The organism is Propionispora hippei DSM 15287 (genome assembly GCF_900141835.1).
Classification (GTDB): Bacteria; Bacillota; Negativicutes; order Propionisporales; family Propionisporaceae; genus Propionispora; species Propionispora hippei.
Genome location: NZ_FQZD01000064.1, coordinates 1 through 12,384, shown reverse-complemented (window position 1 = coordinate 12,384; position 12,384 = coordinate 1). Strand labels below are relative to the sequence as shown.

General features: G+C 42.0%; 14 protein-coding genes. 5 read left to right on the top strand and 9 right to left on the bottom strand.

Annotation, left to right across the window (positions count from 1 at the left end):
• Nucleotides 1-286 (top strand): IS3 family transposase (locus tag F3H20_RS19370; RefSeq protein ID WP_149736492.1); only part of this gene is annotated, 286 nt, incomplete at its 5' end.
• A 92-nt stretch (nt 287-378) separates the two neighbouring features.
• On the opposite strand, the gene F3H20_RS19365 is transcribed toward F3H20_RS19370, so the two are convergent.
• From F3H20_RS19365 to F3H20_RS19345, 6 genes are all read right to left on the bottom strand, one after another.
• A complete protein-coding gene (locus F3H20_RS19365) occupies nt 379-2,040 on the bottom strand; it encodes a nucleoside kinase (protein ID WP_149736491.1) in 1,662 nt (553 codons plus the stop codon).
• A 153-nt stretch (nt 2,041-2,193) separates the two neighbouring features.
• Nucleotides 2,194-2,370, bottom strand: coding sequence for a hypothetical protein (locus F3H20_RS20060; RefSeq protein ID WP_188128427.1), 177 nt, complete (start codon nt 2,368-2,370; stop codon nt 2,194-2,196).
• Nucleotides 2,371-2,578: 208 nt separating this feature from the next.
• Nucleotides 2,579-2,785 carry an alpha/beta-type small acid-soluble spore protein gene (locus F3H20_RS19360; protein ID WP_149736490.1) on the bottom strand — a complete coding sequence of 69 codons (207 nt, stop codon included), beginning with the start codon at nt 2,783-2,785 and terminating at the stop codon, nt 2,579-2,581.
• Between the two features lie 120 nt (nt 2,786-2,905).
• Entirely contained in the window at nt 2,906-4,135 is a 1,230-nt protein-coding gene (locus F3H20_RS19355) for an aspartate kinase (RefSeq protein WP_149736489.1), read from the bottom strand.
• A gap of 189 nt (nt 4,136-4,324) precedes the next feature.
• Entirely contained in the window at nt 4,325-4,717 is a 393-nt protein-coding gene (locus F3H20_RS19350) for a class II SORL domain-containing protein (protein ID WP_149736488.1), read from the bottom strand.
• Between the two features lie 112 nt (nt 4,718-4,829).
• Nucleotides 4,830-5,957: a hypothetical protein gene (locus F3H20_RS19345; RefSeq protein ID WP_149736487.1), complete on the bottom strand. Its 1,128-nt coding sequence runs from the start codon at nt 5,955-5,957 to the stop codon at nt 4,830-4,832.
• 296 nt (nt 5,958-6,253) lie between these two features.
• Here F3H20_RS19345 and uraA point away from each other — a divergent pair, with 296 nt between their 5' ends.
• Entirely contained in the window at nt 6,254-7,507 is a 1,254-nt protein-coding gene (uraA, locus tag F3H20_RS19340; RefSeq protein WP_149736486.1) for a uracil permease, read from the top strand.
• 164 nt (nt 7,508-7,671) lie between these two features.
• Here uraA and F3H20_RS19335 read toward each other — a convergent pair whose 3' ends face one another.
• Together F3H20_RS19335 and F3H20_RS19330 are read right to left on the bottom strand one after the other, a co-directional pair.
• Nucleotides 7,672-8,166, bottom strand: a complete 495-nt coding sequence (locus F3H20_RS19335; RefSeq protein ID WP_149736485.1) for a YajQ family cyclic di-GMP-binding protein — start codon at nt 8,164-8,166, stop codon at nt 7,672-7,674.
• A 14-nt stretch (nt 8,167-8,180) separates the two neighbouring features.
• Nucleotides 8,181-8,432, bottom strand: coding sequence for a hypothetical protein (locus tag F3H20_RS19330; RefSeq protein ID WP_149736484.1), 252 nt, complete (start codon nt 8,430-8,432; stop codon nt 8,181-8,183).
• Between the two features lie 651 nt (nt 8,433-9,083).
• Here F3H20_RS19330 and F3H20_RS19320 point away from each other — a divergent pair.
• The 3 genes from F3H20_RS19320 to fba all read left to right on the top strand — a co-directional run bounded on the left by F3H20_RS19320 (nt 9,084) and on the right by fba (nt 11,574).
• Nucleotides 9,084-9,551, top strand: a complete 468-nt coding sequence (locus F3H20_RS19320; RefSeq protein WP_149736482.1) for a hypothetical protein — start codon at nt 9,084-9,086, stop codon at nt 9,549-9,551.
• 84 nt (nt 9,552-9,635) lie between these two features.
• Nucleotides 9,636-10,520, top strand: a complete 885-nt coding sequence (locus F3H20_RS19315) for an RluA family pseudouridine synthase (protein ID WP_149736481.1) — start codon at nt 9,636-9,638, stop codon at nt 10,518-10,520.
• 118 nt (nt 10,521-10,638) lie between these two features.
• Nucleotides 10,639-11,574, top strand: a complete 936-nt coding sequence (gene fba, locus F3H20_RS19310) for a class II fructose-1,6-bisphosphate aldolase (protein ID WP_149736480.1) — start codon at nt 10,639-10,641, stop codon at nt 11,572-11,574.
• A gap of 498 nt (nt 11,575-12,072) precedes the next feature.
• Here fba and F3H20_RS19305 read toward each other — a convergent pair.
• Nucleotides 12,073-12,384, bottom strand: a 312-nt coding sequence (locus F3H20_RS19305; RefSeq protein ID WP_149736479.1) for an IS3 family transposase, incomplete at its 5' end; no start/stop codon positions are given.

Genomic DNA, 12,384 nt, shown 5'->3' with positions numbered 1-12,384 from the left:
CCTCCACAGCGACCAGGGGTTTCAATACACCTCACAAGCATATTTCAACCTGACTAAAGAATATGGCATTATGCCCTCTATGTCAAGACGAGGAAATCCTTACGATAATGCTATGGCTGAAAACTTCTTTTCTATTCTCAAAGCAGAGTGTATTCACCGCCAGAAGATCCAAACCTTAACACAGGCGCAGGAACTGATTGACGACTACATCCATTTTTACAATTTCGAGCGTTTCCAAATGAAATACCGACTGACGCCATCCGAAAAACGGCGTCAGTCGGCTTAATACAAAGATATTCTACGACTGGCTTTTCTCTTTTGTGTCTATCCTTCCTGGGGCGGTTCAGTCCTGACAGGATCGAGGGGCTTTCGTTTTATTTAATAAAAGCAGGAATTTCCGATAAATTCCCGGATGATGGAATTGTGTGGTATTTCATCTGTCTCCAGATTACTGAAATAAGAAAGAAACTTGAGCAACCGTTTTGCCTCCGGATATACATCATCATTTAAAGTGACTCTTTCCAGCAGAGGTTCGGCATATTTTTTCAATACGGCTAATTCATACAACAAGGCAGAATTAAACATGATATCCGCATCTTCCTGGTAGGGAAAAATATTCTTTTCCTCTCCTCTCCTCACAGACAGCCACATCCGCAGCGTTCCCAGGGCATCATGGGATCTAAACTGACTATCGCGGACAATTCTCCGGATCAGCCGGGTATCCGTTGTGGGAATACGGTTGTGAGTATCAATCGACAACTGGGTAAGAGCACTAATATATATCTTTATTTTTTGTTCACGCGGAATAGCTGCGGTAAGTCTTTCATTTAATCCGTGAATTCCCTCTATGATCAGAGGTTGATCATTATCAAGCCTGATTTTATTCCCTTGATACTCTCTTTTTCCTGTTAGAAAATTGAATGTCGGCAAGTCCACTTCCTCACCACGTAACAACTGGATCAAATGCCGGTTAAATAATTCTAAATCAATAGCCTCCAGCGCCTCGAAATCATAGTCACCATTCTCATCACGTGGCGTGTGCTCGCGATCAACAAAATAATCATCAAGTGATATTGGAACCGGTCGGATATCATTCACCCGTAATTGAATACCAAGACGACGGGCAAAAGTAGTTTTACCGGAAGAAGAAGGTCCGGCAATTAGTATTACTCGGACTTGATCACTATGACCGGCAATAAAATCGGCAATCTGGGCCAGTTTTTTCTCGTGCAACGCTTCGGCAACCCGGATAATATCCCCTATTTTATTTGTTGTAATAAAATCGTTAAGCGCAGCCACATAGCCACACCCCAGAATATTGCCCCACCGCTCTGCTTCTAAAAAAATCTGAGCTAATTTAGGCTGATCAATGAAATCTGGCAATGCATCGGGGCGTTCTTTTTCCGGAAAACGCAAAATTAATCCCGGTTCATAAAAAGTCAATTCAAACACCTGCAAACAACCGGTGCTTGGCGTCATTGTCCCATAGAAATAGTCAAATACCTGCCCGCAATAATAAACACTGACATTTTCCCGTTTCACCTGCTTTAATAAACGCACATGCTCCACCTGGCCATCTGCTTCCAACAATCGAATTGCCTCTTCTCTCGGCATCGTCTTGCGAACAATCGGCCTGTCTTCCGCCACTATTTCGCGCATTCTTCCTTCTAACTTAGCAATATCTGCCCGCTCCGTCTTTCTGCCTAAATACAGCTCACAGTATAATCCCTTGCTTAAGGAATGTTCAACTGTTAATGTCGCATTGGGAAAAAGCTCCTTAGCTGCGGCAATCATAACAAAAGTCAAACTGCGCTCATACACTTTGATTCCAGTTTCCGTTTGCAAATCGAGAAAATCAATAGAACAATCTGAGTCAACCCGTGATTGCAAATCCTTTATTTCATTATTCACCTTGGCAGCAACAATCGGAGATGTGTATAGGGCTGCCCGTTCACGGGCAATGTCTAACAAAGAGCTGCCTTTATCATATTCGCCGACTTCTCCGTTAGTAAATTGAATTTTTACATTTGAACTCTTCATAGATAACCTCCAGAGTAATAATACTCAGTATATGCATAGAGCAATATATAATTTGCACTTATGAAACGTGATCTGTCTAATATAGAAATAATTGGTTTGTTGTTATATTAAGAAAAATGGTGAACTTCTGTTCACCACGACAGGAAGCCTTTATTACCTTAATGTTTTTAATAAGCGAAACAGCATGACAGGGAGTGGCGCCCGGCGGACAGCAAAGCGCATTCCCATAAGAAAAAGCAGTAGTGACCCTGCCACATGAATAATCCAAAAACCAGTCCTGGGAAACTCAAAACTTGTATCATCAATCCAGTTTTTCTTTCGATATCCCATGCTGCTACCTCCTTCTTACTTCGCATAGGATTATTATTTCCGGAACACAAAGACACTACCTATAGATAATAATGTAAAATCGTGTCTGTATTAGTTTCTAAATTATCTATATAAAATCCTGCCACGCCTAGACAAATTAACGATATTATACATATTTATACTCATTACCATTGGAGCACATAAAAAAACAGGCCAAATGGCCTGTTACTTACTTACTATTGCTAAAACTGTTTTCTTGGGCCTGAATCATTTTGCGGACCATGTGACCGCCGACTCTGCCGTTGTCGGCTGAGGTCAGAGCACCTTTATAGGTGTTCTTATAGTCCTTCAAGCCAATTTCTGCTGCCGTTTCTTCCTTAAGCTGATCGAGAGCCTTTTGCGCCGCCGGGTTCACAGGTTTTTTACTCCTTGACATTACGCAAAACCTCCATTTCATATTTTATATTGTAACCTAAGGTTCTAATGATAGAATGCCACAGAGAAAACAGACCTATGCGTTGAAAATATTAGCAGCTAATTTCGTTTCATCCCGTTCTTATGACGCACTAAAAAAGCGGGCATGGATCGCCTGAACAGCCTCATTTACCTGTTCGGCCTTTATCACACAGGATATGCTGATTTCTGAAGTACTGATAACTTCAATATTTATTTCCGCATCGGCCAGCGCCCCGAACATATTAGCGGCAATCCCTGGATTTCCCAGCATACCGGCGCCAACTACAGAAACTTTGGCCACATTTTCTTCCACTTGAACGCCCATAGTTCCCAATTCTTCACCAATCTTTTCCACAATTTGCTTGGCTTGTACAATATCAGGCTGCGCAATAGTAAACACCATATCAATAATATTTTTCTGGGTACTGCGCACACTCTGTACAATCATATCAACGTCTATATTGGCCTCTGCCAAGGCAGAAAAAAGTTTATATGCAATACCCGGACGATCAGGCACACCCAATACAGCAATTTTAGCTACATTTGTATCATGAGTTACGCCGCGAATAATAAATTCTTTTTCTTCCACTGTATATTCCTCCCTAATAAAAGTTCCCTCATTTTGTGTAAATGTCGAACGGACATGAATAGGAACACCGTAAAATTTTCCCATCTCAACCGATCTGGGCTGCATAACACCGGCTCCGAGGCGAGCCATTTCCAACATCTCATTATAGGTGATCTCTTTCATTTTTCTGGCCGTAGGTACTACTCTCGGATCGGCAGAATAGATTCCATCAACATCGGTAAATATTTCACAGGCATCGGCCCGCAGTGCTCCCGCCAACGCCACGGCCGAAGTATCTGAACCGCCCCGCCCTAGGGTGATGATATCTCCATCCGGCGTAACGCCCTGAAAACCTGCTACTACAACGATTTTACCCTTATCAAGCTCAGCCAGTACCCGTTCAGGCGTAATATCCAAAATTCTCCCTTTACCATACGCGGTATTGGATTGAACACCTGCCTGCATTCCGGTAAGCGATATGGCTGGCTGACCCAGCCGCGCAAAAGCCATGGATAATAAAGCAATAGAAATCTGCTCACCCGTTGCCAGTAGCATGTCCATCTCCCGGCTATTATTATAAACCGGATCCATAACCGCATTCGCTAAAGAAATTAAATCATCCGTAGTATCCCCCATCGCCGATACCACCACAACCACCTTGTCTTCCAGACTCTTCTCGGTTAGCACTCTTCGAGCCACCGCCAATATTTTTTCCGGGGTAGCTACCGAGCTTCCACCGAATTTCTTTACAATTAATGCCATTCCTATCCCCCTTTTTCTTTACCAAACCGCCAGCATACTCCTGACAGTTACCATACCCACTCTCTGCTAAAATAAGCATGAAATCTTATATTCTCTCTAGAAAAACAAAATCCTCTTAAGAATGGACATTTTTGCATAAAAAATAAGTAAAAAAACAGCGCTTGGAAAATCAAAGCGCTGTTTTTTTACTTATTCGACTGTTATTTCCTGTGAACTTTCCCATAATCCATGGATATTACAGTATGCCGTTGCAATAAACGTTCCGGAAGCCGTCAATTTTACAGAAGCCTGTGAGTCAGTTTCTGTGTAAACAGGTCCTTTATTGGCACCTTCTGTTGACTCACCATGGGCGTTGAACTCAAAGGACGCAACTTCATATACAAATTTTCCGTTAGTGGGCTTAAAGTACAATTTAATCCAACGAATGTGATGTTCAGTTGTATTCGGATGAGCAATTTCCTGGCCAACACAGACCTTTACGCTGAATTTTTCTCCCGCTTTTACCTGTGCCGGCGCGTTAATCACCGGTACGTGTTTTTCAGCTTTCCAATCGGCAGTTTGAATAACCTCGGCAATTTTCATTATAATCCCCCTTATCTTCGCTGAAATTATGTATGTGACACAAGTAATTTATATTCCGCTCAAATAACCAAAAATCCTTCTTTTCGGAATATTTATTAATTAGTAATTATCATTATTTAAAAATTTTAATGTTTATCCCACGAATATCCTTCCGTTCAACATCGACCCACTCAGCCGGACGAACGGCTTCAATAGGGGATAATTTTAAATTGGTGTCGCACTCAAATTGCGTATCCAGCGCCTGGGCAGCAGCCAGCACATTGGCCGCTTGACAAGCGGCCGTCAAACTTTCCCGTTCTAAAGTTATATTTATCAAACAATTGTTTTGCAATTCTTCTTTCGATACCCCATATATATATCCCCGGTCAAACGAAGGAATATGTGCATAAATGACTAACATAATCTGGATAAGAATTGCCGTACACAATTCCAAATACTGTTTATTAATATCCCGTAATTCCTTTTCCGTATATTTTAACCGCCCGGAAGGCAATAGTTCGCAAATATTGCGCGGAATAACATCTCGATTAGGCAGCCAGACTCTCGCCAGAGGTATATTATTATAGAATTCGATATCAATATCTATAGGAAAGGGAAACCCTATCTTCGGCAATACATTATCCAACCTTAAGATAACTGCCGAAAGATCACCGTCCAACAATTTTTCTATTTCTGATACCCGGGCATCCTCACTTTGCTCATGTACCAATTTTGCCTGCTCGTTCATCTTCTTTTCTTCGTTTTCCAGCCGTTCTACTTCGAATTGAGCCTCCGCCGTCGCTTTTTCCAAAGCACTGCGTTTATCATTGACAATAAAATATAACGAAGCGGCTACAGCGGCGCCTAAAACGCCTGTAATCCACAAAACAATCGCATTGGCACCAATAACCAGTACTACAAATAAAGCGACAATGATGGCAATTCTTTTTATCACCCGGAAAAAATAACTTTTCTCCACCTGATCCTGGGCATCCGCAACCAGATAAGAAAAATCCGTAAACGGCTGATCCTTCCAAGGGGTACGGATCACCAAAGAAGCATAATCAACAGGATCATACGTCAACTTCTTTACCGCCGCCAATTGGTTTTCAACTGCTTGATGCTGTCTGTATTCCTGCCGCCAGCGTTCTTCCTGATCAACGTACCGAAAGCGATGCTGCTCACTAAAAACCGTCTCCTTCTCTCCTCCAAGCTCACGTAAGGCCGTATTATATCCTGTTCCATTTATATGATTAGCCATTGTCTTCTCTCCTTTACGCAATGCGGCATAAATCCTCAAAAATATAATGATAACTATTCTTTTTTATTATATTGTAACGAAAAATATGGTAATTGCCCAGTCTATTTTTACAGAAAAAAGTAGACAAGCAAAGTAAAGTATGATACATTCTTTATAAAATATAGTATATTCCTTTAATTTAGTCCGGAGAGACTAAGAAGGTACACCACAGTAAACAATACAACTGTGATATATCCATGCCTCTTACTCCGGTAAGAGGCTTTTTATGTGTACCAAAGGATTTGGGAGGTTATTTTATGACAAATCGCGTTATCCAAATTGAAGAAAGATTACCTTTATTACAAACCTTTCCTTTAAGTTTACAGCATTTATTTGCCATGTTTGGCGCTACCGTACTTGTACCGATTCTCTTTAAAGTTAATCCTGCCACTATTTTATTGTTTAACGGCATTGGTACCCTGTTGTACTTAATGATCTGCAAAGGGAAAATCCCTGCTTACCTTGGCTCCAGTTTTGCCTTCATCTCACCGGTTTTAGCAGTTATCCCGCAATATGGTTATTCGGCTGCTTTAGGCGGATTCATCATCGCAGGCGTTATTTTCTCCGTGGTGGCATTAAGCATCAGCGCCACAGGCACTAAGTGGATTGACGTCGTGTTTCCCCCTGCCGCCATGGGCGCCATTGTAGCCGTAATTGGTCTGGAGCTTGCTCCCGTAGCTGCTGGTATGGCTGGCCTTACAGCGGAAAAGCTGGACCTCAGTGTCGTTACTGTCTCCATCTTCACTCTGTTAGTGACCGTATTCGGTTCCATCCTCTTTCGAGGTTTTATGTCTATTATTCCCATTTTGATCGGCGTTTTAAGCGGTTATATTCTGGCCGCCTTCACAGGGCTTGTCGATTTAAGCGGTATTGAAAAAGCTCCCTGGTTTGCCATTCCCCAGTTTTATGCCCCTGAATTTAATTTCAGTGCCATTGCGGTTATTATCCCTGCTGCCCTTGTAGTCATTGCTGAACACATTGGCCACCTAGTCGTAACAGGAAATATTGTTGGCCGTGATCTGACCAAAGATCCTGGCCTTCACCGGTCACTGCTGGGCAATGGCCTATCGACACTGTTATCCGGCTTCTTTGGTTCTACACCGAACACAACCTATGGCGAAAACATCGGTGTTATGGCCATTACTAAGGTATACAGTGTTTGGGTTATTGGAGGTGCAGCGGTTCTCGCCATTGTTCTATCCTTCGTTGGGAAATTAGCCGCTGCAATTCAAAGTATTCCCACAGCCGTAATGGGTGGCGTATCTCTGCTGCTGTTCGGTGTCATTGCAGCATCCGGCATTCGCATGCTGGTAGAATCCAAAGTAGATTACAGCCGTTCCCGCAACTTGATTCTTACCTCTATCGTATTAATCATCGGTGTCAGCGGCGCCAGTATTACTTTCGGCACAGTGACCTTGAAAGGTATGGCACTGGCCACAATCGTTTCCATTATTTTCAGCCTGGCATTCAAGGTACTTGATGTCATTGGTCTGACTAATGATCAACAGTAATCTATAAAAGGCAAAGATAAAGAGCAAGGGTCTGCACGAGATATCAGCGTGTAGACCCTTGCTCTTTATCATAACCAGATACTCATGTATTTATGTTTTTACACGCCCTGCCTAACCACCGCATCAGCAAACATGCTATAGATAAAACTTATCGGTAAGTCTTCTTATGATCTGAAATTGACAAACTGTAAATCTACCTTAAAATCCATTTGCTTTAACTTAGCCATGGTGTTTTGCAAATCATCTTTATTTTTCCCTGATACGCGGACTTGATCATCCATAATCTGCGGCTGAACTTTAAGTTTGCTTTCCTTAATAGCAGCTACAACCAGTTTGGCGGTCTCCTTGTCGATCCCTTTTTTAATCTTAATGACCTGACGTACCGTACCATGCGATGCCGGCTCCACTTTGCCATAATCAAGCGCTTTTAGCGATATCCCCCGTTTAACGATTTTGGTCTGTAAAATGTCGATTACACTTTGTAATTTATAATCGTCATCGCCAATTATTTTAATTTCTTCGGCCTCCAGCGCGATGGATGACTTACTGCCGCGAAAATCAAAACGCTGTGATATTTCCTTCGCTGTCTGATTAACTGCATTATCCACTTCCTGCATGTCCACATCCGAAACAATATCAAACGAACAATCCTTGGCCATAGTAGTTATTCCTCCTACCTTTTTATACTAAATTTGATCGCCATACGTGCTACTACATAACAAAAAGCGATTGAGCCGCCTATTGTAAAGAAAAAAGCAACCGGCTTAATCATCATAATCTCGGAACTGGCGATAAGGCAAAATAATAATGCTGTCATATACGCCAAAAACGATTCTCCGTATTTGGGACTATTGAAACGCGGTGCTATTACCAGCCAAACCAGAAATCCGTACAATATGGTGCTGGTGTTCTTAAAGAACTCCATGTTTCCCTCCTGCAGATAATATAATGCGTAACTGGTTTATCAATTCGAGACAAAATCGACTTCTCCTGCATACTCTATCATAAGACCTGCCATAAGAAATTAAAAAGAACGCTCCAATTCTGCTTTTCCGGATATTTGGCTTTTAAAACTTTACCTCCAGTAGCATTATGTTTCGTCATTTCATACTATATAGCAGGTAGATATCAAAGAATTCTATCGGTTGATAATATGAATAAAGGAGGCTCACGATTTTTATGGACTGTAAATATCCACATTGGTACCATGATGAAGAAAAAATGGAACCATGTTGCGATCCCATGGACTCGGGGATGTACGACTCTATGCCAGGAAAGGTTCTATCGTTTCCAGACGCACACTTTAAAGATCGTTTAATGTGCTTACTCGGCGATGAAGTTTTATTCTCGGTTGACGCAAGATTTTGTGGACGCGAATCTTTTTGTGGTACCTTATGTTATGTAGGTTGTGATTTTATTATCGTAAATACTTGCTTCCACCGCAAATCAATCTCTATGCATATTCCTATCAGAATGCTGCGGTTCATTGCCCCTTTTAAAGGCCATCGCTAACGCAAAGACTCTCCACCACATATCTTACAAACACTTATCCAACTGCAAGGAGGATTGATCCAGGTTGAGAAAATTCAGCAGTCGCAGACCTATGTCGTTGGATATAGACCATATGCGTATGCTGCATGAAGAGGCAATCGAACAGCTTGATCTTATGAAAACAGCTTTAGAAGCAGCAATGCAGGCAAGGGACACTATTCGAGATAATTTAGACCAGATAATGCTAGACCATTGGCATTACTATCTGGATGTAATTCACATGATATCCAAGCATGATGAAACAATTACTCTTGTATTTCAAGAACGAGGAATGGAACTTTCCGAAGAAGAAGAAGACCTTTCCGCACGAGAATTCAATCCTAATTATACTCTTTTACTGCTTCTTTTGCTGGCTCTCTCCAGACGTCATCGCAGAATATGGCATGTTTTAGGATTACACGGTGAACCTATGACGGAACATCTAAAAAACTCACTCATCATGGAACGCGAACATATGGCGAATCTTGTATCCATGGTTCAAAGCCTGATATAATAAGGTACAGCAGCGGATAGAGCAGGGACTTATTCTTAATTGTCTCTGCTCTATTGCATATACTATGAGTAAAAAGGAGAAATCATGCTGGAAATCATTGTCCCCGGAACTTTTCACAATCTACTGCTAAAAGATTTTCTACGTCGCCACGCAGGCATATCCTTATCACTATGGCGGAAAATAAAACATACTGGTACCGTCTCTCTCAATGGGCTGCCAGTAACACTACCAGTCAATGTGCAATCCGGTGACGTTGTGAGACTAACCTGGCAGCAAGAATCAACTCTTCTGCCTGTGGCTATGCCACTCTCAATCATTTACGAAGATAACTATCTGCTTGTTATCAATAAGCCGCCGGGACTATTGGTTCATCCAACGACACAGGAACATACTCTTTCACTGGCCAACGGCGTCCTCGCCTACTACCAGCAGCAAAATATAGCTTGCTCATTTCATCCGGTTCATCGCCTTGACCGCAACACTTCCGGGTTAATCCTTATCGCCAAGTTTCCCCATATTCAACACATACTGTCTTCATCAAATTTAAAAAGTATTCAAAGAATTTATTGGGCACTGGCTTCAGGTAACATGAAGCAACAGCAGGGAATTATTGACGCCCCAATTGGGCGTTCAAAAGACAGCATTATTCAGCGCACCATTGATCCGGAGGGACAAGCTGCTATTACGGCTTATAAAGTTTTACACTCCTTTTCACGAGGTTGCTTATTGGAGTTGCAGTTATTCACCGGGCGCACTCATCAGATCCGTGTTCATCTCTCTTCAATGGGGCATCCACTTTGGGGTGATGACTTATACGGAGGCTCTACAGCCCTTATTCAGCGCCACGCCTTACATTCTTACCGGATGACATTCAAACACCCGGTTACGGAACAACTACTCGATCTGACAGCACCTCTTCCAGAAGACATGTATAACCTTATGCAATTTCTAGACCAACCGGTTGAATAATCATTGCTTTATTTTGCACATAAATCCATTTTTCCTCGGATATATATTTTTTTTCCATGAATTATGGTATAATAGCAAGAGTGCATACTATTTATAATTACTTAGGAGGGACTCCACAATGCCATTAGTTACAACTAAAGAAATGTTCAAAAAGGCTTATGAAGGTGGTTATGCAATTGGCGCTTTCAATGTAAACAACATGGAAATCGTTCAAGGAATCACAGAAGCAGCCAAAGAAGAAAATGCACCCCTTATTTTGCAAGTTTCCGCTGGTGCAAGAAAATATGCAAAGCATGCGTATTTAACTCATTTAGTACAAGCAGCTCTTGAAGATACTGATCTTCCTATAGCCCTTCATCTAGATCATGGTGCTGATTTTGAGATTTGCAAGTCCTGTATTGATGGCGGATTCACTTCCGTTATGATTGATGGTTCACACCACAGCTTCAAAGACAATATCGAATTGACCAAACGTGTAGTTGACTATGCACACAGCAAAGGCGTTGTTGTTGAAGGCGAATTAGGACAACTTGCCGGTATCGAAGATGATGTAAACGTTTCCGCTGAAAATGCTTCCTATACCCAACCTGAACAGGTTGAAGAATTTGTAAAAAGCACAGGAGTTGACTCCTTGGCTATCGCTATTGGTACAAGTCATGGCGCCTTCAAATTCAAACCTGGTCAAAAGCCTCAACTGCGTTTTGACATTTTGAAAGAAATCGAAGAAAGACTTCCTAACTTCCCGATCGTTCTGCATGGAGCTTCTTCCGTTATTCCGAAATATGTTGAAATCATCAATAAAAACGGCGGTAACTTGGCTGATGCTATCGGTATTCCGGAAGACATGTTACGTGAAGCAGCTAAAATGGCTGTTTGCAAAATCAACATTGACTCCGACCTGCGTCTTGCTTTAACCGCTGGTATCAGAGAACATTTCACCGCTCATCCTGACCACTTTGACCCGAGACAATACTTAACTCCTGCCAGAGCTTACATAAAAGAATTGGTTAAACACAAACTGGTCCATGTTCTTGGTTGCAACGGTAAAGCTTAATTTCCTTATTGGCATAAATGCAAAGGCCGTATTTTATACGGCCTTTATTTATTGGGAATTTTAAGGTTCCTTTTTTCAGATACGCCTTCCGCCTCACTTTTAGGAGATAAACTATCTCCTATTACTTAATCCCCCCCTTTTTGTCATGATACAAAAAAGGGGGAAAATCCAAGCCTACACTTCAAAAGACTTGCAAGAAGTGGCACCTTCCTAAAATCCGAAACTCGCTTCGCTCAAACAAATACCCAAAGGGCACAGGCGGATTTCTTAACGGAAGCTGCCGCTTCTTACATCCTACGGACCGCCTCTTTCCGTAAGGGCTACCAGGAACGGCTCCATTGAACTGTCTGTGACAAATAAGTAAAACGACTCTATAGAGGCATATTAAAAGACGCTGCTACGCACTACCACCCCTGCTAAGAGTCATACTTAACATACGTAAATCAGCGACAGCGTTCCTACACTGTTATGACGCAAACCTGGATTGTCAACAGTAAATCAGACAACTTTTTTAAGGGCCTTTTGGCGAAACTGAATAGGCGTTAGATATCCCAAAGTGCCATGAAGCCGATGCTTATTAAACCAATTGACATAATCATATAGCTCCAACTTCAGATGATAAAGGCTGTGGAAGCTCATCTGGTGGATAAACTCGGTTTTCATAATTTTATAGGTGGCTTCAGCCACGGCATTGTCATAGGGACAGCCTTTCATGCTGAGAGAGCGGCCAATTTCAAAAGTTTCCAGCAGCTCGTTCATTTTTTCGTTTTTAAACTCACTGCCGCGGTCCGTATGAAACCACTGAATTTG

What these genes read in the sequence shown, in the direction of transcription:
- F3H20_RS19365 (WP_149736491.1), bottom strand. Translation starts at nt 2,040, where the DNA reads ATGAAGAGTTCAAATGTAAAAATTCAATTTACTAACGGAGAAGTCGGC.
- F3H20_RS20060 (WP_188128427.1), bottom strand. Translation starts at nt 2,370, where the DNA reads ATGGGATATCGAAAGAAAAACTGGATTGATGATACAAGTTTTGAGTTT.
- F3H20_RS19360 (WP_149736490.1), bottom strand. Translation starts at nt 2,785, where the DNA reads ATGTCAAGGAGTAAAAAACCTGTGAACCCGGCGGCGCAAAAGGCTCTC.
- F3H20_RS19355 (WP_149736489.1), bottom strand. Translation starts at nt 4,135, where the DNA reads ATGGCATTAATTGTAAAGAAATTCGGTGGAAGCTCGGTAGCTACCCCG.
- F3H20_RS19350 (WP_149736488.1), bottom strand. Translation starts at nt 4,717, where the DNA reads ATGAAAATTGCCGAGGTTATTCAAACTGCCGATTGGAAAGCTGAAAAA.
- F3H20_RS19345 (WP_149736487.1), bottom strand. Translation starts at nt 5,957, where the DNA reads ATGGCTAATCATATAAATGGAACAGGATATAATACGGCCTTACGTGAG.
- uraA (WP_149736486.1), top strand. Translation starts at nt 6,254, where the DNA reads ATGACAAATCGCGTTATCCAAATTGAAGAAAGATTACCTTTATTACAA.
- F3H20_RS19335 (WP_149736485.1), bottom strand. Translation starts at nt 8,166, where the DNA reads ATGGCCAAGGATTGTTCGTTTGATATTGTTTCGGATGTGGACATGCAG.
- F3H20_RS19330 (WP_149736484.1), bottom strand. Translation starts at nt 8,432, where the DNA reads ATGGAGTTCTTTAAGAACACCAGCACCATATTGTACGGATTTCTGGTT.
- F3H20_RS19315 (WP_149736481.1), top strand. Translation starts at nt 9,636, where the DNA reads ATGCTGGAAATCATTGTCCCCGGAACTTTTCACAATCTACTGCTAAAA.
- fba (WP_149736480.1), top strand. Translation starts at nt 10,639, where the DNA reads ATGCCATTAGTTACAACTAAAGAAATGTTCAAAAAGGCTTATGAAGGT.